The 20,482-nt window shown below is 71.7% G+C and carries 18 protein-coding genes; 12 read left to right on the top strand and 6 right to left on the bottom strand.

The annotated features are described in order from the left end of the window. Positions 1-53: 53 nt before the first annotated feature. From ACFVT5_RS13040 to ACFVT5_RS13070, 7 genes are all read left to right on the top strand, one after another. Entirely contained in the window at positions 54-1,205 is a 1,152-nt protein-coding gene (locus ACFVT5_RS13040) for an LLM class flavin-dependent oxidoreductase (RefSeq protein ID WP_389885452.1), read from the top strand. Continuing rightward, a complete protein-coding gene (locus tag ACFVT5_RS13045) occupies positions 1,202-2,551 on the top strand; it encodes an acyl-CoA dehydrogenase family protein (RefSeq protein ID WP_389885455.1) in 1,350 nt (449 codons plus the stop codon). Before ACFVT5_RS13040 ends, ACFVT5_RS13045 begins: the two co-directional genes overlap by 4 nt. 2 nt (positions 2,552-2,553) lie before the next feature. Further along, a complete protein-coding gene (locus tag ACFVT5_RS13050) occupies positions 2,554-3,687 on the top strand; it encodes an LLM class flavin-dependent oxidoreductase (RefSeq protein WP_389886636.1) in 1,134 nt (377 codons plus the stop codon). Next, the gene (locus ACFVT5_RS13055) at positions 3,684-4,484 is read left to right on the top strand and encodes an alpha/beta hydrolase (protein ID WP_389885458.1); all 801 of its coding nucleotides are present in this window, start codon (positions 3,684-3,686) and stop codon (positions 4,482-4,484) included. The genes ACFVT5_RS13050 and ACFVT5_RS13055 overlap by 4 nt, the downstream gene beginning before the upstream one ends. Before the next feature lie 34 nt (positions 4,485-4,518). Beyond that, entirely contained in the window at positions 4,519-5,064 is a 546-nt protein-coding gene (locus tag ACFVT5_RS13060) for a flavin reductase family protein (RefSeq protein WP_389885461.1), read from the top strand. 151 nt (positions 5,065-5,215) lie between these two features. Further along, complete coding sequence (locus ACFVT5_RS13065) at positions 5,216-6,043, top strand: PP2C family protein-serine/threonine phosphatase (RefSeq protein ID WP_389885464.1); 828 nt, start codon at positions 5,216-5,218, stop codon at positions 6,041-6,043. A 125-nt stretch (positions 6,044-6,168) separates the two neighbouring features. Further along, the gene (locus ACFVT5_RS13070; RefSeq protein WP_389885467.1) at positions 6,169-7,203 is read left to right on the top strand and encodes an MASE1 domain-containing protein; all 1,035 of its coding nucleotides are present in this window, start codon (positions 6,169-6,171) and stop codon (positions 7,201-7,203) included. Positions 7,204-7,510: 307 nt separating this feature from the next. On the opposite strand, the gene ACFVT5_RS13075 is transcribed toward ACFVT5_RS13070, so the two are convergent. From ACFVT5_RS13075 to ACFVT5_RS13085, 3 genes are read right to left on the bottom strand one after another with little or no spacing between them, the layout of a single operon-like run. Continuing rightward, positions 7,511-8,494, bottom strand: coding sequence for an MsnO8 family LLM class oxidoreductase (locus tag ACFVT5_RS13075; protein ID WP_389885470.1), 984 nt, complete (start codon positions 8,492-8,494; stop codon positions 7,511-7,513). 21 nt (positions 8,495-8,515) lie between these two features. Further along, complete coding sequence (locus ACFVT5_RS13080; protein WP_389885473.1) at positions 8,516-9,538, bottom strand: hemolysin family protein; 1,023 nt, start codon at positions 9,536-9,538, stop codon at positions 8,516-8,518. Then, positions 9,535-10,962: a hemolysin family protein gene (locus tag ACFVT5_RS13085; protein ID WP_389885476.1), complete on the bottom strand. Its 1,428-nt coding sequence runs from the start codon at positions 10,960-10,962 to the stop codon at positions 9,535-9,537. Before ACFVT5_RS13085 ends, ACFVT5_RS13080 begins: the two co-directional genes overlap by 4 nt. Positions 10,963-11,291: 329 nt before the next feature. On the opposite strand from ACFVT5_RS13085, the gene ACFVT5_RS13090 reads away from it, so the two are divergent. The 5 genes from ACFVT5_RS13090 to ACFVT5_RS13110 all read left to right on the top strand — a co-directional run bounded on the left by ACFVT5_RS13090 (position 11,292) and on the right by ACFVT5_RS13110 (position 15,676). Further along, a complete protein-coding gene (locus tag ACFVT5_RS13090; protein WP_389885479.1) occupies positions 11,292-12,548 on the top strand; it encodes an epoxide hydrolase family protein in 1,257 nt (418 codons plus the stop codon). Between the two features lie 209 nt (positions 12,549-12,757). Beyond that, positions 12,758-13,402 carry a TetR/AcrR family transcriptional regulator gene (locus ACFVT5_RS13095; RefSeq protein WP_389885482.1) on the top strand — a complete coding sequence of 215 codons (645 nt, stop codon included), beginning with the start codon at positions 12,758-12,760 and terminating at the stop codon, positions 13,400-13,402. Positions 13,403-13,444: 42 nt separating this feature from the next. After that, entirely contained in the window at positions 13,445-14,293 is an 849-nt protein-coding gene (locus ACFVT5_RS13100; protein WP_389885485.1) for a helix-turn-helix domain-containing protein, read from the top strand. Beyond that, positions 14,293-15,177: an endo alpha-1,4 polygalactosaminidase gene (locus tag ACFVT5_RS13105; protein ID WP_389885488.1), complete on the top strand. Its 885-nt coding sequence runs from the start codon at positions 14,293-14,295 to the stop codon at positions 15,175-15,177. Before ACFVT5_RS13100 ends, ACFVT5_RS13105 begins: the two co-directional genes overlap by 1 nt. Before the next feature lie 91 nt (positions 15,178-15,268). Next, on the top strand, positions 15,269-15,676 hold the full coding sequence (locus tag ACFVT5_RS13110; RefSeq protein WP_389885490.1) for a PPOX class F420-dependent oxidoreductase: 408 nt from the start codon (positions 15,269-15,271) through the stop codon (positions 15,674-15,676). 190 nt (positions 15,677-15,866) lie between these two features. On the opposite strand, the gene ACFVT5_RS13115 is transcribed toward ACFVT5_RS13110, so the two are convergent. The 3 genes from ACFVT5_RS13115 to ACFVT5_RS13125 form a co-directional block, all read right to left on the bottom strand. Beyond that, positions 15,867-17,102, bottom strand: a complete 1,236-nt coding sequence (locus ACFVT5_RS13115) for a Cmx/CmrA family chloramphenicol efflux MFS transporter (protein WP_389885493.1) — start codon at positions 17,100-17,102, stop codon at positions 15,867-15,869. Positions 17,103-17,383: 281 nt separating this feature from the next. Next, entirely contained in the window at positions 17,384-19,729 is a 2,346-nt protein-coding gene (locus ACFVT5_RS13120; RefSeq protein ID WP_389885496.1) for a glycoside hydrolase family 65 protein, read from the bottom strand. Beyond that, positions 19,726-20,475, bottom strand: coding sequence for an HAD family hydrolase (locus ACFVT5_RS13125; RefSeq protein ID WP_389885499.1), 750 nt, complete (start codon positions 20,473-20,475; stop codon positions 19,726-19,728). The genes ACFVT5_RS13120 and ACFVT5_RS13125 overlap by 4 nt, the downstream gene beginning before the upstream one ends. Positions 20,476-20,482: the final 7 nt, after the last annotated feature.

Consider the following 20,482-nt stretch of genomic DNA (forward strand, 5'->3'; position numbering starts at 1 on the left):
TCCTGACACCGGCCCCCTTCGATTACGCCCCTCGCACCCGGGAGTTGACCACCATGGCCATCGAGTTCATCGGCATCGCCGCGACCCAGGAGACCAGTGAGAGCGGCGCCGGCACGCCGACCGCGTCCCGTGACGGGATCTCCACCCAGACGGAGGCCGGCCATGCCCACGGCCCGGTCGTCCAGCCCGGCTATCTGCGGGACATCGCCCGAGCCCACGAGGAGTCCGGCTTCGACCGGGTCCTGGTCGCGCACTCGTCCGCCAGCCCCGACGGCTTCACCGTCGCCGACCAGATCCTCACCCACACCGACCGACTCGGCGTTCTCCTCGCGCATCGCCCGGGTTTCGTCGCGCCGACCCTCGCGGCCCGCTCGTTCGCCACCCTCGACGCCTTCCACCCGGGACGGATCGCCCTGCACGTCATCACCGGCGGCGACGACGCGGACCAGGCCAGGGACGGCGACTTCACAGACAAGCCGACGCGGTACCGCCGTACCGACGACTTCCTCGACGTGGTCCGCAAGGAGTGGACATCGGCCGAACCCTTCGACCACGAGGGCGAGTTCTATCGCGTCCAAGGCGGATTCTCCGCCGTACGCCCCGCCACACCCGTTCCCGTCTACTTCGGCGGCGCGTCCGAGGACGCGGTCCGGGTCGGTGGCAAACACGCCGACGTGTACGCCTTCTGGGGCGAACCCCTGGCCGGGATCGCCGAACGTATCCGCGAGGTACGGGCCGCCGCCGCCCCGCACGGCCGCGACCCCCGCTTCAGCGTCAGCCTGCGGCCGGTGCCCGCCGCCACCGAGGCCGAGGCATGGCAGCGGGCGGCGGAGATCCTGCGCCTCACCAAGGACCGGGTGAGCGAGGCCCGCGCGACCTTCAACCTGGACCACGGGCAACAGCGCGGCTCCCAACGGCTCCTCGCCTACGCGGCCCAGGGTGACGTCCACGACAAGCGACTGTGGACCGCCATCGCGAAGACGACCGGCGCCGCCGGTAACTCGACGGCGCTGGTGGGCAGTTACGAGCAGGTCGCCGAGTCCCTGCTCGACTACGTCGCCCTCGGTGTGAGCACGCTGCTCATCCGTGGGTTCTCACCGCTCGCGGACGCCCGTGACTACGGCACCCTCATCGACCTCGTCCGCGCGGGCACCCAGCGGATCGCGGACCCCGTGGCCCTTGAGGACCCGGTGGTGCCCGCATGACGTCCACTGAGCCGCGCAGCCGCGCGCGTACGGAACACGGCGACTCCGCCGCCGCCCTGCCGCCCCTCGACCTGGACCGGCTGCCCGTGATCACCCGGACCCTCGCCGACCGCGCGCCCGCACACGACCGCGACGGCTCCTTCCCCACCGAAGGGTTCGCCCTGGTCCAGGAGGCCGGCCTGCTCACCGCCACCGTCGCGCCCCGGCACGGCGGACCCGGCGCGGGCCTCGCCGACACCGTCCGCATCCTGACCGCGCTCGGCGCCGGCGACCCGGCCGTGGCACTGGTCACCGCGATGACCCTGTTCACGCACGGCACCGAGGCCCGTACCCCCGGCTGGCCCACCGCGTCCTACACCGCCTTCCTCCGGGAGGCCGCCCAAGGACCCGCTCTCGTCAACGCCTTGCGTGTCGAACCTGAACTCGGCAGTCCGGTACGCGGGGGACTGCCCGCCACGACCGCGCGCCGCGCCGGGGACCACTGGCTGCTGACCGGCCGCAAGATCTACTCGACGGGCGCCGTCGGCCTGAGCCGCATGCTCGTCTTCGCCCGCACCGACGAGGACCCCGTCCGCGTCGGCTCGTTCGTCGTCCGCGCCGGCACGCCCGGCCTGAGCGTCGAACCGACCTGGGACCACGTCGGGTTGCGGGCCAGCCGCAGTGACGACGTGGTCCTCGACGGCGTCCGCGTCCCCGTTGACGACGTCATCGGCCTCCGGACCGCGACGGGGGACACCCCGGGCGCCCGCCCCGACCCGGTCACCGGCGCCTGGAACGCGCTCGGCCTCACCGCCCTCTACCTCGGCGTCGCGGGAGCGGCCCGCGACTGGCTGACCGGGTTCCTCCACACACGCGTCCCCACCGTACTTGGCGCACCCCTCGCCACCCTGCCGCGCTTCCAGAGCGCCGTCGGCGAGATCGAGGCCGCGCTGACCGGCACCACCGTGCTCGTGGAAACCCTCGCGGCCCGCGTCGACGCCGGCGACCCGGAGGCCGCCCAACAGGCGGGCACCGCCAAGGTCCTCGGCACCCGGGCCGCGATCGGCGCCGTCGAACAGGCCCTCGCGCTCACCGGCAACCACGGCCTGACCCGGGCGAACCCCTTGCAACGCCACTACCGGGACGTGCTCTGCGCCCGGGTCCACACACCCCAGGACGACTCCGTCCTGACCACCGTCGGCCGGGCGGCCCTCGCCCGCCGCGCCGCACCCGACGGGCTCCCCGTCACCGGTCACCCTCCCGTGTCCGCACCCGGCGACGGCTCCGCACCCAGCGACGGCTCCGCACCCAGCGACGGCTCCGCACCCGGCGACGGCCCCTCCGCACCGAAAGGCACCCGAACATGACCATGCCCTCCGTCGAGTTCATCGGCATGATCGGCACCCAGGACGCCTCCGAGACACGGCCCCCGACCGGACCCGTGGTCGACGTCGCGTACACGACCCGCTTCGCCCGCGCCCACGAGGACGCCGGATTCGACCGGGTCCTGATCGGCTACAGCTCGACGCGCCCCGACGGCCTCCAGGTCGCCGCACATGTCGCCGCGCACACCGAACGCCTCGGCCTGCTCGTCGCCCACCGGCCCGGCTTCATCGCGCCCACCCTCGCGGCCCGCAGCTTCGCCACCCTCGACCGGTTCACCGGGGGACGCGTCGCCGTGCACACCATCACCGGCGGCAGCGACGCCGAGCAGCGCAGGGACGGCGACTACCTGGACAAGGAGGAGCGCTACGACCGTACCGACGAATACCTCGGCATCCTGCGCCGCGCCTGGTCGTCCCCGGAACCCTTCAGCCACGAAGGGCGCCACTACCGCTTCGAGGACTACGCGCCCGGCGTCCCGCCGCACCGGGAATCCGGCATTCCGCTGTACTTCGGCGGATCGTCCGACGCCGCGTACCGCGTCGGCGGACGGCACGCCGACACCTTCGCGCTGTGGGGCGAACCCCTCGCCGAGACCGCCGAACAGATCGCCTCCGTCCGCGCGGCGGCCGAGGCGGCGGGCCGTACCGAACCGCCCGGCATCAGCGTGTCCTTCCGGCCGATCCTCGCCCCCACCGAGGAACTCGCCTGGGAACGCGCGCACCGCATCCTCGACACCATCAGGTCCGGCGCGGGCCGCCCCTTCTTCGAGCAGGCCCGCCACCACACCGGCGGCGCCACACCCCAGAACACGGGCTCGCGACGCCTCCTCGCCGCCGCGGCCAAGGCCGACCGGCACGACCGGGCGCTGTGGACCCCCACCGCGACCGCGACCGGTGCCGGCGGCAACACCACCGCACTCGTCGGCACCCCCGAGACGGTCGCCCAGGCCCTCCTCGACTACGTCGACATCGGCGCCACCACCCTCCTCATCCGCGGCTACGACCCGCTCGACGACGCCATCGACTACGGCCGTCATCTGCTGCCGCTCGTCCGCCAGGAACTCGCCCACCGCGCCGTCACCGCGGCGCCCCTCACCCCCGCCGGAAGCACCCGATGACCCACCTCGACACCGCCCCCGCCCTCGTACCCACCGACCGCCCGCGCGGACACACCTGGCAGCCGCCCGCCGGCATCGCGCCGCGCGGCACCCTCGTCGTCCTGCCCGGGCGCGGCGAACACGCCCTCGTGTACGAGCGGTTCGGGCGCCGCCTGGCCGCCGACGGCTATGTGGTGCACGCACTCGACACGACCCCCGACGACCGCCCCGACGACCTGCGGGCCACCGTCGCCACCGCCCTCGGCGATACCGCCGTCGCCCCCGTGGTGCTCGTCGGCAGTGACACCGGAGCGCTCCAGGCGCTGCACACCGCGGCGGCGGACGACCCGGGCCACCGACCGGACGGCGTCGTCGTCGCCGGAACCGCCCTCGCCCCCGAACCCGGTGGCGACACCGAACCACCACCGCCGACCGCCGAGTGGACCTGGGACGGCGAACTCGACGCCCGCACCGCCTGCCCCACCCACCGTGAGCGGCTCACCGACGACCCCGACTTCGCACGCGGCCGGATCGGCGACCCCGTACCACCACACCTGCGGGCGGACGCGCTGCCGGACGTACCCGTACTCGTCCTGCACGGCTCCGCCGACCCGCTGACGCCCACCGCTCGGGCGCGTGACCTCGCCGCACGGCTGCCCAGGGCGGCCTTCGGGCTGCTGCACGACGGACGGCACGACGTCCTCAACGACGCGACCCACCGCTCCACCGCCGCCACCGTCGTCCTGTGGCTTGAACGCCTGCGCGCCGCCCCTGACCTGCGGCCCGTCCTCACGATCGAGACCGACCCGCACGCCTGACCGCCCTCCCGACCACGCCCTGAAGGGAAGTCGTATGACGACGCTCTCCACCGGACGGCCGCAGGCACCCGCCGCCGATGTGATCCTCCGCCGGACCCTGCGGCGGCACGCGGCCGGGGTCACGGTGATCACCGTGCCGGGCCCCGCCGGATTCACCGCGACCTCGTTCACCTCGGTGTCCCTGGCACCCGCACTGGTCTCCTTCTGCCTCGGCCTCGACGCGTCCACCGCGCCCGCGGTACGCGACGCGGAACGCTTCGCCGTCCACATCCTCGGCACTGGCAACGCGCCCCTCGCCCGGCAGTTCGCCCGCAGCGGCGTCGACCGGTTCGCCGGTGTCCCCTGGACACCGGAACCGGACGGCCTGCCCGTCCTGGACGGTGTGGCCGCCTGGCTCGGCGCCCGGGTCACCCTGCGCCAGCGCGTCGGCGACCATCTGCTCGTCGTCGGCGAGGTCGATTCCGGCGCCGTCCACGAGCACACCACCGCCCTCGTCCACCACGACGGCGCCTTCGCGTCGGCGGCCCGCCTGCCCGTCCAGCCGACGGAAGCCCAGCATTCGTCACATGACGGACCATGACGGACCATGACATGCCGTGACGGACTCATCGCATGAAAGGACCGAATGACTAGAATGGGAAGGTCCGATCCGCTGCGGCGGCGCGACAGCGACCGGGCGCGGGTGCCCGGGTCGCCAGGTGCTCGAAACCGATGTGCGGCGGAGTTGATTCATGGCGTGGAACCGCCCCGCGGAGAGCCCTGACGACCTCCTGTCCAGGCTCGGGTCGCTGACGGCCGAGGCCAGGGAGCGCGCCGAGGGCCAGCGGGCCCGGATCGAACTGGCCCTCGCGTTGCAGCGGGACATGCTCCCCGCCGACCTCCCGGACGTCCCCGGCCTACGGGTCGCCGCCCGCTACCGGCCCGCCGACACCGGACTCAACGTCGGCGGCGACTGGTACGACGGTTTCCGGCTGCCCGACGGCTCCCTCTGCTTCTCCATCGGCGACGTCCAGGGCCACAACATCGAGGCCGCCGCGTTCATGGGACAGGTACGGGTCGGACTGCGCGCGCTCGCGTCGGTCGTCCGCGACCCCGGCGAGCTGCTGGCCCGTACCAACGATCTGGTGCTGTCACTCGGCGGCGCCCTCTTCGCGACCTGCACGCTGATGCGCTTCGACCCGTTCACCTGGGAGCTGGAGACCGCCCGCGCGGGCCATGTGCCGACGGTATGGGCCCTCGCGGCGGGCCAGTCCGGCGTGATGGACGACGCGGGCGGCCTGCCCCTCGGTATCGAGGAGGGCGCCGAGTACCCCGTGACCCTCTATCGGCCGGCCACGGCCGGTGCCTTCGTCTTCGTCACCGACGGTGTCGTTGAGGGCCCCTCGCTCGCCGTGGACAAGGGCCTCGGTCAGGTGGCACGGCTCGCCGGTGACGCGGTCGTCGCGGGCACGGACGCCGACGACCTCGCCTCCGGCGTCATGGAGCTGGCCTCATCGATCGGCCACGAGGACGACGCCGCCGTACTCGTCATCTGCCACGACGCACCCCGTCCGGCGTAGTCGCCGCACGCCCGTACCGGGCCGCCGGGCCCCTGGCGTCCGACCGGTCGCCCGGTGTGACCAGGGGAAAAGCGGACCGGGACCGAGCGTGTCACGCCTCGTGCCTGGCCTGGCGCCGGTGTCTCATGGCTGCCGTGGTGCCTATCCAGCTCAGCAGCCGAAGGGTCAGGACGGTCCTGGAGATCCTCGCCGTCGCCGCCTGCTACTACGCCGGAGGACGGCTCGGCCTGCTGAAGTCGCTCATGGTGGAGGAGTCCGTGGTCAGCCCGATCTGGCCGCCCACCGGCATCGCGCTGACCGCCCTGCTCGTGTTCGGGCTGCGCTGCTGGCCGGGGATCGCGCTCGGCTCCTTCCTGATCATCATCTCGATCAGTGCGCTCCAGCTGAACATCCTCGGATTCCTGGTCGGCAACACCGTCGCCCCGATCTGCTCCTACCTGATGCTGCGCCGGGTGGGATTCCGCAAGGAGCTGGACCGGCTGTCGGACGGCCTGGCCCTCGTCTTCCTCGGCGCCCTCATCGGCATGCTCATCAGCGCCACATCCGGCGTGGGCGTGCTGTACGTCACGGGCAAGATCGCCGCGGAAGACTTCTGGCCCGTGTGGTCGGCCTGGTGGGCGGGCGACGCGATGGGCGTCCTCATCGTCACCCCGGTCCTGCTGCTCCTCACGCAGTCCCGGTGGCCGCACTCCACGGCACGCTGGGGCGAGGTCCTGGCCCTGGTCGTGTGCACGGCGGTCGTGGCGCCGTACGCCACCCACAGTTCCCTCTGCCTGCTCTTCCTCGCCTACCCGCTGCTGATCTGGGCGGCGCTGCGCTTCCAACTCGTCGGCAGCACGCTGTCCGCCCTGTTCATCTCCGTGCTCGCCGCCGTGGCGGCGGTCGACGCCGTCGGCCCCTTCAGCCGGCGCAGCCGCCTCGAAATCATGATCAATCTGCAAGCCTTCAACGTGTCGCTCGCGCTGAGCGGCCTGCTGCTCGCGGCGCTCGTCGCGGAGCAGTACAACACCCGTCTGCGGATCGAGGAGGCGTGCGGGGAACTCGCCGAGGTGGTCGATCAGTTGGCACCGGGCGAGGCGAGCCGGAGCTGGCCGCTGCGGGAACGGGACGAGCGCGAGCGCCGCGAGCGCAGGGGGCGGCGAGGGGACCAGGGCCGCTGAAGTGTCCCCCAAGGTGGGCTTCACGTGAACGGCCCTCGATGCTGGTGCCCACATGATCGGTCCGCGAAGGCGGGTCTCCACAGGACCGTGCCCCACGTCACAGAGGGGCCGGAACATTCGGCTGTGGTTTATCGTTCACCTATTGCGTGGGTACGGCGGGGGCACTGCCCCCCGGTGGCTCCGTCGTATCCCGCCCCTGAACGGCCCCGGCTGGTCTCCCCCGTCCAGCCGGGGCCTTTTCCCTGCCCGGCGGCCCGTTCCCGGTGCGCGAGGGGTGCTGAGCCCCGGGTGTCCGGGGCGGCCCGCGTCAGACCCGCGCGCCGCCGGTCGCCAACTTGCTCACCAATTCGAAGGAACGGATCCGGTCGCCCAGGTGGTACACCGGCGTCACCAGCATCAGCTCGTCCGCGCCTGTCGCGTCGGCGAGTTGAGCGAACCGGCGGCCCACGTGGTCGGGCGTGCCCTCGGCCTGGTGGGCGCGGAATCCGGCGAGCAGGTCCTCCTCCTCCGAGGTGAACCGCCGGGCCGCCGCGGCCTCCGGGCTCGGGAACGCCTCGTCACTGTGCCCCCTGAGCAGACCGAGCTTGACCACCTCCATGGGCCGCGCCATCTCGGCGACCTGCTCCTCGGTCTCACCGCACACCACCTGGACGCACACGAGGACCCGGGGCTCCTCGCACCATCGCGAGGGGCGGAAGGCGGCCCGGTACCGTTCGAGGGAGGGGACCGTGTTGTCCGGCCGGATGTGGTGCGCGAAGGCGATCGGCAGCCCCAGCGCGGCGGCGAGTTCGGCACCGGCGCCGCTCGACGCCAGCAGCCAGGGCTCGGGCAGCGCACCGAACTCGAACTCGGCGAGGAACCCGAGTGTGGCCGCCACGTCCCCCCGGTACTCGTCGTCCGTGACCGGCCCGGCGCCCCGCCGTAGCGCGCGGGCGGTCCCCTCGTGGAAGGTGCCGGGGCCGCGCCCGATCCCCAGGTCGATCCGGCCCGGGTGGAGCGCTGCCAGCGTCGTGAACTGCTCGGCGACCACCACCGGGGCGTGGTTCGGCGCGAGCACACCGCCCGAACCCACCCGGATGGACGAGGTCGTCGCCGCGACGTGCGCGGTCATCACCGCCGGCGGGAAGGCGCCGATCGCGGGGGAGTGGTGATGCTCGGCGAACCAGATCCTGCCGTAGCCAAGATGCTCCAACTCATCGCCGAATCCAGCGCAGTTGGCGAGTGCCTCGGTGGCGGGACGGCCGTGCTCGACCATGGCGACTTCGAGTACCGACAGTGGCAGATCGATCATGCGGTCAGCATAGGGCGATCCTCACGCGGTCGTGCGGGGCTGAAGGAACCGGGCCAGCAGGTCGTCCAGGCTGACCAGCCCCGTGAGCCGTCCCGCGTCGTCGCGGACCACGGCCAGTGACGTCCGACGCTGCCGCAACTGCTCGACGGCGTGCGCCACCGTGTCGTCCGTGGTCAACTCCGGCAGAGGTCGAGCCAGTTGGCGTGCGGTAGTCGTCCGGGCCTGTGCGCGGGCGACCAGCGCGTCACGGGCGTGCACCGAACCGAGGACCGTGCCGTTCTCCCGCACCAGCAGCCGGGTACGGTCACCGGCCGACGCCACGTCGAGGATCCCGTCGACATTGGCCCCGCCGTCCACCCAGGTGATGTCGGCGGCCGGCACTTGAAGGTCACCCACCGGTGTGTGCGGCTCGGTCAGCGAACGGGTGATCAACTCCGAGTCGGTCTCACTGATCAGGCCGAGCCGCTGGGACTCCGCCACGAGATGGGTGAGTTGCTCGCGGTTGTGGACTTCGGTGAGTTCGTCGCGGGGGGTGACCCGGCAGAGTCGTACCAGTGCGTTGCTCACGCGGTTCAGTACCTGGATGAGTGGGCGTACGACGTTCACGACGGCCCGGAACGGGGGTGAGAGCAGCATCGCGGAGCGTTCGGGGTGGGCGATGGCCCAGGATTTGGGTGCCATTTCGCCGACGACCATGTGCAGGAACACGACGACGATCATGGCGATGGCGAAGGAGACGCCGTAGCTCACACCGCTGGGCAGGCCCAGCGTGTGCAGGAGTGGTCCGAGTTCGTGGGAGATGGCGGGTTTGGAGAGGGAGCCGAGTCCCAGGGTGCAGACGGTGATGCCGAGTTGGGCGCCGGCGAGCATGAGGGAGAGTTCGCGCATGCCGGCGAGGGCGGCTTTGGCGCCGCGCTGTCCGGAGGCGGCTGCCTGTTCCATGCGGTGGCGTTTGGCGGCGACGAGGGCGAACTCGGCCGCCACGAAGAAGCCGCTGCCGACCAGGAGCAGGACGGTCACGAACAAAGCCATCGGAAAACTCATGCCTGCTCCTCCTTGTCCTTCTTGCCCTTGTGCCGGTACTGGGTGGTGTGGGGGTTGGTGCCGTCCGGGTCGTGTGTGTCGTCCAAGGTGTCCGGGTCGTCCGTGTGGCGGTCGGGTCGGGGCCGGTGTTCCAGGCGTACTCGTTCGGGCACGTGCCGGTTGAGGGTCCGTACGTCGATGACCACCGTGTCGCCGTTGTCGAGTGGGAGGGTGAGGTGGTCGCCGACGGTGGGGAAGCGGCCGAGGCGGTCGACGATGAGTCCGGAGACGGTGTCGTAGTCGTCGTCGGGCGGGAGGGTGATGCCGGTGGCTTCGGCGATCTCGTCCAGCCGGCGTCCGGCATCGACCAGCCAGCCGTCGCCGTCCGGGCGGGCGGGTTCGGTGACGGTGTCACTCTCGTCGGCGATGTCTCCGACGAGTTCCTCGGCGATGTCCTCGTAGGTGACGATCCCGGCGATGCCGCCGTGTTCGTCCAGGACGACCGCGAACTCGTCGTCGCTCTCCCGCATCCGGGTCACGGCCCGGGGCAGTTCGAGGGTGTCGGGCAGCAGCAGCGCGGGCCGGGCCAGCGTCGCGGCGGTGGTGACGGCGAGGCGGGAGGCGGGCAGCCGCATCAGCTCCCGCACCCCCAGGACACCGGTGATGTCGTCGGGGTGGTCGCCCAGGACGGGGTAGTTGGAGTGGCCGTGTTTTCCGATCAGCTCGACCGCCTCCGTCGCGCTCGCGTCGCTGCGGACGAAGACGGCGTCGGCGCGGGGGACCATGACCTCGTCCAGGGTGCGTTCGGAGAAGTCGAGGGCGTGGTCGAGGAGTTCGGCGGTGTCGTGGGGGAGCTGGCCCTGCTGGTGGGACTCGCCGATGAGGTGGCCGAGTTCTTCCAGGGTGGCGCCGTGGTGGAGTTCCTCGACGGGTTCGATGCCGATCCGGCGCAGCAGCCGGTTCGCCGCGCCGTCGAAGATCCGCACCAGCGGTCCGACCACCTTCAGGTAGGCGAGGGTGGAGGGGGCCAGGGTTTTGGCGAGGCGTTCGGGGACGGCCAGGGCGAGGTTTTTGGGGGCCAGTTCGCCGAGCACCATCTGGATGACGGTGGCCAGGACGAAGGCGAGGGTGACGGACAGGGCGGTGACCGCGCTGTCGGGGAGGCCGGTTCCGGAGAGGGCGGGGTGCAGGAGGGCGGAGACGGAGGGTTCGGCGAGGAAGCCGACGATCAGTCCGGTGACGGTGATGCCGAGCTGGGCGCCGGAGAGCATGAAGGACAGGCGGCCCAGGACGGTCAGGGCGCGGGTGGCGTTGCGGTCGCCGGTTTCGGCTTCGCGGGCCAGGGCGAGGCGGTCTGCGGAGACGTAGGCGAATTCCTGGGCGACGAAGTAGCCGGTGCCGGCGGTCAGGACGAAGACGGCCAGCAGGCCCAGTACGGCATTCATCGGACACCATCCCGCCGGGTGCCGTGGTCAGGGGTGCGGAGGCGGGATGGTCCGGGACTGTGTCCCGGAGGGTCCGTCGAACTGGCGGACAAAGCGGTGATTCCTCGATCCTGGTCGTGGCGGGTCGGTGCGTTCGGATAACGGACGAGGTGCGAGGTGAGTTCCCGGGTGACCTGTGCCACACCGCTGTCCGTCCGGGTCGTGAGTTCTCCACGGGCCATGGAGGAATTCTTCACCGGGGCGTGCAGGTCCGCTCGGGGGCGAGCCGTTGGCTGCTTGATCCAAAAGGGCTACGCGTCACGTCGCACCCGCGCCTACCATCCCCGGCGATGACTACTTCAGCCGACGACTCCAGCCAGCCCGCCCACCCCACCCACCTCGGCAATCCCGGCCGCCCCGGCCCCTCCGCACCCGGCATCGAGCCATTCCGTATCGATATCGCCGAGAGCGAGCTGGACGATCTGCGTGACCGGCTCGACCGGATCCGCTGGCCCGACGAACTCCCCCGCGTGGGCTGGGACCGCGGCGTCCCGGTCGGTCACCTCAGGGAACTCGTCGACCACTGGCGCCACCGCTACGACTGGCGGGCCGCCGAGGCCCGCCTGAACGCCTGGCCGCAGTTCACGACCACCGTCGACGGCGCCACCGTCCACTTCGCGCACATCCGCTCCCCGGAACCGGACGCCACCCCGCTGATCGTCACGCATGGCTGGCCCGGCTCGATCGCGGAATTCACGCGGATCGCCGGACCGCTCTGCGACCCCCGCGCGCATGGCGGCGACCCGGCGGACGCGTTCCACCTGGTGCTCCCGCACATCCCCGGCTTCGGGTTCTCCGGGCCGACGCGCGAGACGGGCTGGGAGTACCAGCGGGTCGCCGCCGCGTTCGCCGTCCTCATGGACCGCCTGGGGTACGCGCGCTACGGCACCCAGGGCGGCGACTGGGGCGCCGCGATCTCCCGCGAACTCGGCCGTATCCACCCCGAGCGGGTCATCGGCGTCCATCTGAACCTGCTGCCCGGAGGCGACGCGACCCGGGAGCCCGACCCGGACGAACTGGCCGCGCTGAGCCCCGCGGAACGCGACCGCACCCACGCCTCGTACGCCCGTCATCGTGCGTGGCTCCGCGACCGGCAGGGCTATGCCGACCTCCAGTCCACCCGGCCGCAGACCCTCGCCTACGGACTCACCGACTCGCCGGTCGGCCAACTCGCCTGGATCGCCGAGAAGTTCCACGAGTGGAGCGACACCCGCGAGCGCCCTGGCGGTGCGATCGACCGTGACCTGCTCCTCACGAACGTGATGCTGTACTGGCTCACCCGGACCGCGGGCTCCTCCGCCCGCATCTACTACGAACGCGCGCACGCCGACTACCGGGGCGCCCCGCCCGAGCCGTCGACCACGCCCACCGCCCTCGCCGTGTTCCCGGAAGACAACTTCATCCCCCTGCGGCACATCGCCGAGCGCACGAACCGCATCGTGCGGTGGACGGAGTTCGACCGGGGTGGTCACTTCGCGGCGCTGGAGGAACCGGACCTGCTCGTCGCCGACGTGCGGGCGTTCTTCCGAGAGCTGCGCGGACGCTGAGCGGGATCGGCGAGATCCGGTGCGGGACAGACCCCGCAAGAGGCGCGGAGCGGGTGCGGCTCCGCCGCCTGGGCGCGACCAGCCACTGACGGCCGGCGGTTTCCGCACCGGTCTTCCAGCGGAGCGCCCGGCGCCACCGGATGGGAAAATGGGCCGTACACCCACGGGAACGCCCGTGCGACGCGACCACGTCATCGAGGTACTGAGCTGTGACCAAGCCCGCCCCCCGCGTGCCCCAGCGAAGCAACTCCCGGTCCAACCGGGCCCGCATCCTGGCCGTCGCCCGGCACGAGCTGGGCCGGAACCCGGACGTCTCCCTGGAGGACATCGCCCAGGCCGCCGGCGTCGTCCGGCGCACCCTCTACGGCCACTTCCCCGGACGGCTCGCCCTCCTCGAAGCGCTCGCCGACGAGGCGGCCGACGCGCTGCGCGACGCGGTGACCGAGGCGAGCGTCCCGGACGAGCCGTACGAGCGTGCCCTCGGGCGGTTCGTCCTGGCGATCTGGCCGATCGGCGACCGCTACCGGATGCTGCTCGCGCTGGCCCGCCACGACCTGGGCGCCGAACGGGTCTCGGAGGTCCTGGCACCGGCCCGCCGCGAGGCCATCGGCATCCTGAAGAGCGGTCGGCGGGCGGGTGTGTTCCACGACCACGTCCCCGCCGACGTACTCAGTACCGCTCTGGAAGCCCTGGTCCTCTCCCTGCTGGAGAGCGTCAACACCGGCGCCTGGGAGGACGACCAGGGCGGCGGCGCGGCTGTCGCCACCCTGATCGCGGCAGGCGTCCCCGCCGCACACGCCGAGGCGGAGGTACGCGGCCTCATCGCCGCCCGCTCCCGGCCGGACACCACCTGACCTGGAATGGAGCGCGGGGAAGCGGCGGCATAGGATTCGGGGATGAGCGGTTACGAGCTGGGGGAGTTCCTGCGTGCCCGGCGCGCCCGGCTGAAGCCGGAGGACGTCGGTCTCCGCAGCTCCGGGGCGCGGCGCGTCGCGGGCCTGCGGCGGGAGGAGGTCGCCGTGCTGGCGGGCGTCAGCGCCGACTACTACGCCCGCCTGGAACAGGGCCGCGAACGCAGCCCGTCGAACCAGGTCGTCGACGCCATCGCCGGTGCTCTGCACCTCGGCACGGACGCCCGCTGGCACGCGTACCGCCTCGCCGGACTGGTACCGAAGGAGCAGCCTGACGAGCGGCCCGACGACGTGGACCCCGCCCTGCTCCAGCTGATGGACGGCTTCCCCGGCGCGGTCGCCTATGTCGTCAACCGGCGCCTGGAGGTCCTGGCGTCGAACACGCTCGCCGACGCCCTCCTCGCGCCGCTCGCGGACTCCCGCCGGATGGTCCGCTCCCTCTTCCACGACCCCGCCGCCCGTGAGCTGTTCGCCGACTGGGCGACCGTCGCCCGCGACTCCGTCGAGGCGCTGCGGCTGGCCGCGGGAGAGGCCAGGGCCGACCCGGGAATCAGTGCGCTCGTCGACGAACTCCTCGACAGCAGCGCGGAGTTCGCGACCCTGTGGCGTGACCACGACGTGTCCCGGCTCGGTAGCAGGACCAAGGTGTTCCACCACCCCGACGTCGGTCGCGTCAGGCTGACGTACCAGGCGTTCGACGTGCAGGGCACGCCGGGGCAGTACCTCCTCGTCGGCACCGCCGAACCGGGCAGCGCTGACGTTGACTCGCTCGCGCTCCTCGGTTCGCTGTACGCGGCGGCGCACCCCAACAGCCCTCGGCCGGGCACCCGTTGATGCGATCGACGCACGGCGCCGCGCCAACAGCCGGGCGCCTGGCGGGCCTTGGCGCCGCCCTGTTGCTCACCTTCACGGCGGCCTGCTCGTCCCCGGACACCGGAGGGCAGGACGGCGACATAGGACCCACGAAAAGTGGCTCCACGAAAAGCGGCACCGCCGTACGCAAGCCCGTCCCGGGCGCCGCCTTCGACTACCAGCTCGGCGGCCCGTACACCCCGCCCGACCAGGTGCGCGCCGTCTCCCGCGACCGCACCGCCGACCCGGTCCCCGGGCTCTACAACATCTGCTACGTCAACGCCTTCCAGGCCCAGCCCGGCGATGCCGTCACCTGGTGGCAGGACCACCACCCTGACCTGCTGCTGCTGCGCGCCGACGACGGGCACCTCGTCATCGACGAGGACTGGACGGAACCCCTCCTCGACATCAGCACACCCGCCCGACGCGACGCCCTCATGGACATCGTCGGCCCCTGGATCGACGGCTGCGCCGACGCCGGGTACGACGCCGTGGAGCCGGACAACCTCGACTCGTACGAGCGCTCCGACGACCTGCTCGACGTGGCCGACGCCGTCGCCTTCGCGACGCTCCTCGCGGACCGCGCCCATGAACAGGGCCTGGCCATCGCGCAGAAGAACACCACCGACCTGCTGCCGCACCGCGCCCGCGTCGGCTTCGACTTCGCCGTTGTCGAGGAGTGCGCCCGCTACGACGAGTGCGGCGACTTCGCCGACGCCTACCGGGGCAGGGTCTTCGACATCGAGTACGTGAAGGCCGACTTCGCGACCGCCTGCCGCACCTGGGGCGAAGACCTCTCCATCACCCTGCGCGACCTCGATGTGGAGCCCGCCGGCACGAAAGGCCATGTGTACCGACGCTGTTGACCGCGGAATGCCCGGCGCCCCGAGCGATGTTGCACTCGGTGCGGCCTTCGTGCCGTACGACCTGTCCTTCTCCTACGTAAGGATCGCGACCGTGGCAGCTGGTCTCTCCGACGACCTGAAGAAGTACCTCGACGACTCACGGGCATTCGTGACCGTGGCGACCGTACTCCCCGACGGGCGACCGCACTTGACGGTGGTCTGGATGATCCGCGACGGCGACGATCTGCTGTTCTCCACGACCGTGGACCGGCAGCAGGGCAAGAACGTCGCCCGCGACCCCCGGGTCACCGTCCTGATCAGCCCCGCCGACAACCCGTACACCTACGCCGAGGTCCGGGGCACCGCCACCGTCACACCGGACACCACCAAGGAACTCGTGAACACGCTGTCGCACAAGTACACCGGCCAGGACTACGCCACCTTCAACCCGGCGTCGAAGAACGACGGCGACCGCGTCATCGTCCGCGTCACGCCGGACAAGGTCACCGGCCGGTTCTGACAGCGGGCGCAGCTGACCGTGCGCCTCTCCGGAAGCGCCGAGGGGGACCGGCCCAGCGGCCGGCCCCCCGTGCCCGGCATGCGTCAGCGCGAGCCGGTCTTCTGTCGGACGTCGCCCCGTACCGATCGGGCGAGTGGTTCGTCGTCCGTCTCCACCGGACCTCCCTGTCACGGCCACATGCGCAGCGGCCTCACCCCGTACTTGTCGCCCGGAGCCCGGAGCGTTCGCGACGGCGTGCCACGCGCCGCCCCGCCGACAGGGCCGCACCGCCCGTGACCAGGGCGAGTGCCACCAGAGCCGCACTCACCCACACCGCCGACCGGTAGCCGGATCCGGTGCCGATGGCGACGCCGCCGAGCCAGGGCCCGATCGCCGCCCCCACATTGAACGCGGCCGTCGCACCGGCACCGGCGAGCGTCGGCGCGCCCGCACCCGCGTACAGCGCCTGCGCGATCAGCGTCGATCCGACGCCGAAGGAGAGCGCGCCCTGCACCAGGACCAGGACCAGGGTCACCGTCGCGTCGCCCGCCGTCAGCGCACACACGACCCAACCGGCGCACAGCGCCACTCCACCGATCACCAGCACCGGCAGCGGACGGGTGTCGGCGATGCGGCCGGCGACGGTGACGCCCAGGAACGACCCGAGGCCGAACAGCGCCAGCACTCCCGGCACCCAGCCGGCGCCGATGCCGGACACGTCCGTGGCCAGCGGCGCCAGATAGGTGAAGGTGCAGAAGGTCGCGCCGTTCACGAGGGCGCCGAGCGCCAGGATCACCAGCGGCCGGGGCCGTCGCAGCGCACGGAACTCGGCCCGTACACGACCGCCGCCGCGCCTGCCCGACCCCTCACGCGCAGTGCCGGGAGCGTCCTCGGTGTCGCCGGACCCGCCAGGAACCGACCGCAGGATGGCGAAGACCGCCGGTACCGACACCACGACCACCGCCCAGAACGCCGACCGCCAGCCCCAGTGCTGACCGAGCACCGCACCGCCGGGCACGCCCGCGACACAGGCGAGCGTCACCCCGCCGAGCAGGACCGATGTGGCGCGCCCCTTGGCCTCGGGGCCGACGAGACCGACTGCGGTCACCAGGGCGACCGCGAGGAAACCGGCGTTGGCCAGCGCAGCGACGACACGGGTGGCCAGCAGAACCCAGAACGTGGACGTCAGGGCGCCCACCACATGGACGAGGAGGAACAGGATCAGAAAGAACAGCAGAGCGTTCCGTCGGGACCAGCGCATGCTCAGCACCGCCATCACGGGGGCGCCGACGACCATGCCCACGGCGAACGCCGAGGTCAGTGAGGACGCCACCGGGACGGACACGTGAAGGTCACGCGCGATATCCACCAGGAGGCCGGACAGCATGAACTCGGACGTTCCCTGGGCGAATACCGCCAGTCCGAGCAGATAGAGAGCCAAAGGCACAGCAGAACTCCGCAACCGCATCGAGGATCGACAAAGGCAGCGGCGGCTCGCGGCAACGCCCCGGAGCACGGGAAAGCCCCAAGAACCCGAAGAAGGGGGTAAGGCCCGAAGGACGGGAAGAGAGGCTCAGGGCACAGGAGCACACACCCGGAGCACTACGGCTCGGGGCTCCACGCGAGCAGCCACCGGACGGGAACCGGTGGCTAGAGTTTGGACGCCTCGGGGCTGGACACGGGATCACCCTAGGGACTCGCGCCGCCCACCGTCCACACGATTACCCCTCAGGGCCGGTGGTTCGGCTCCCGGTGCGCGGGCTGCTCCGGCGCCGGCCGTACCGTGGCGGCCGGAATCTCCCGGCTCAGCGGCGCCTCCAGCGTCAGGGTGAGCGGCTGCCGGAAGTGGCGGATCTTCAGGGGTGACCCCGCGAGCAGTGTGTACGTCGCCGTGGCCGCCGTGATCTCCACTCGCAGCCGCCGCCCCAGGAGTTCCATCGTGAATGCGAGCCGGCTGAACTTCTCCGGCAGCCGCGGGGTGAACTCCAGTGTGTCCCCGATGTGCCGCATCCCGCCGAACCCGGCGACCAGCGCCATCCAGGTCCCGGCCAGTGACGCGATGTGCAGCCCGTCCTTGGTGTTCTTCTCCAGGTCCTCCAGATCCATCAGCGCCGCTTCGGCCAAGTAGTCGTAGGCGAGGTGCAGATGGCCCGCCTCCACGGCGATGACGGCCTGGCAGCACGCCGACAGGGACGAGTCGCGGACGGTCAGCGGCTCGTAGTAGTCGAAGTTACGGGCCTTGTGCTCCTCGTCGAAGTACTCGCTGCACTTGTACATCGCGAGGACGAGGTCCGCCTGCTTGATGACCTGCTTGCGGTAGAGGTCGAAGTACGGGAAGTGCAGCAGCAGCGGGTACTGGTCGGCCCGTGTCCCGGCGAAGTCCCACACCTGGTAGCGGGTGAACCCCGACGCCTGTTCGTGCACGCCGAGTTCGTGGTTGTAGGGGATGTGCATGGCGTCGGCGGCGTCGCGCCAGTTCGCGCTCTCCTCGTCGTCGACGCCGAGTTCCGCGGCGCGGTGCGGATGCCGCTCCACCATGTCCGCGGCGGCCAGCAGATTCGTCCGTGCCATCAGGTTGGTGTACGTGTTGTCGTTGGCGATCGCGCTGTACTCGTCCGGGCCCGTGACCCCGTCGATGTGGAACTTGCCGTGATGGTCGTGATGCCCCAGCGACCGCCACAACCGGGCGGTCTCCACCAGGAGTTCGACCCCGGTGTCCCGCTCGAAGTCCTCGTCCTGCGTCGCGGCCACGTACCGCAGCACGGCGTCCGCGATGTCGGCGTTCACATGGAACGCGGCGGTACCGGCCGGCCAGTACGCCGAGCCTTCCGAGCCGTCGATGGTGCGCCAGGGGAACGCCGCGCCCTGGAGGCCGAGTTGGGTCGCCCGGTCCCGCGCGGCGGGCAGCGTGTTCTGCCGCCACCGCAGCGCCTCCGCGACGGCGTCCGGCGCGGTGTACGTCAGGAGCGGCAGCACGAAGCTCTCGGTGTCCCAGAACGCGTGCCCGTCGTACCCGGAGCCCGTCAGTCCCTTCGCCGGAATCGCCCGCTGCTCCGCCCGCGCACCGGCCTGGAGCACATGGAACAGTGCGACGCGGACGGCCTGCTGGATCTCCTCGTCACCGTCGACCTCGACGTCCGAGCGCGCCCAGAAGTCGTCCAGATAGGCCCGCTGTTCATCGACGACGCCCTGCCAGCCGACGGCCGACGCCGCCGCGAGCGCCGCGTCCACCTGGTCGCTCACGGCCGGCAGGGAACGGGTGGCGGACCAGCCGTACGACACCAGCTTCTCCAGGCGCAGCGTCTGCCCGGGGGAGAGCACGGAGGTGACGGTGAGCCGGGCGGTGTCGTCCACGGACTCGCTGTCCGTGCGGGTGCCGTCGGGGCCCGTGACGACATGGTCGGCCGCCGCCGCGACCCGCAGTTCGCTCTGGCGGGTGCGGTGCACCAGCTTCAGCCGCTTGCCCACCGCGAAGTGCTCCTCGCCGTCCAGCGGCGACTCCAGGGCCACCGCCGCCCGGGGGTCGCCCACCCTGGTGGGCAGTTGCTCGTTGGCGACCAGCTCCGACTGGATGACGACACGTACCTCGCCGTCGACGGCCTCCACCTCGTAGGCGATGGCGGCGATGGCGCGCTGCGTGAAGGACACCAGCCGTGTGGAGCGCACCCGGACCGTGCAGCCGGCGGGTGACGTCCACTCACAGGTCCGCTCCAGGAGGCCGCCGCGCAGATCGAGTACCCGCTCGTGCGAACGCAGCCGCCCGTACCGCAGATCGAACGGCTCGTCGTCCACGAGCAGCCGGATGATCTTGCCGTTGGTGATGTTGATGACGGTCTGCCCGGACTCCGGATAGCCGTATCCCGCCTCGGCGTACGGCAGCGGATGCAGCTCGTGGACCCCGTTGAGATAGGAGCCGGGCAGTCCGTGCGGTTCTCCCTCGTCGAGGTTTCCGCGCCATCCGACGTGCCCGTTCGACAGCGCGAAGATGGACTCGCTCTGCGGCAGCACGTCCAGTTTGAGCCCGGTCTCGCGCAGCGTCCACGGCTCGACCGCGTACGACGAATGGGTGATCATGCCCCGTTCTCCAGCTCGGCGAGATCCTTGACGACGACATCCGCGCCGTGCGCGCGCAGCCCCTCCGCCTGGCCGACACGGTCCACGCCGACGACATACCCGAAGTGGCCCGAACGGCCCGCGTCCATCCCGGCGAGCGCGTCCTCGAAGACCGCCGCCCGCGACGCCTGGACCCCGAGGTCCTGCGCCGCCGCGAGGAACGTGTCCGGCTGCGGCTTGCCCGGCAGCCCGCGCTCCACGGCGACTACGCCGTCCACCCGCACGTCGAACAGGTCCTCCGCGTGGACCGCGCGCAGCACGTCGAGGCAGTTGGCGCTGGACGACACGACCGCCGTCCGCAGACCGGCGGCGCGGACCGCGTCGATGTACCGCAGCGTGCCGTCGTACGCCTCGACACCACCCTCCCGGATCTTCGCGAGCACCAGGGCGTTCTTGCGGTTGCCGAGCCCCTGGACGGTGATCTCGCCCGGTGGGGCGTCCGGCGGGTCGTCGGGCCCGCCCTCGGGCAGCTCGATCCCGCGCGAGGCGAGGAACGTCCGCACACCGTCGGCGCGTGGCCGACCGTCCACGTACTGGTCGTAGTCCGTCGCGTCGAAGGGCCGGAAGTCGGCGCCGTCACGCTGCCGCAGGAACGCGTCGAACGTTTCCTTCCAGGCCGCCTCGTGCACGACGGCCGTCTTGGTGATGACTCCGTCGAGGTCGAACAGGCAGGCGCGAATGGTGTCCGGGAGTCCGAGCTTCGTCATACGAGGA

Origin of the sequence: Streptomyces sp. NPDC058001 (assembly GCF_042886315.1) — a bacterium.
Classification (GTDB): domain Bacteria; phylum Actinomycetota; class Actinomycetes; order Streptomycetales; family Streptomycetaceae; genus Streptomyces.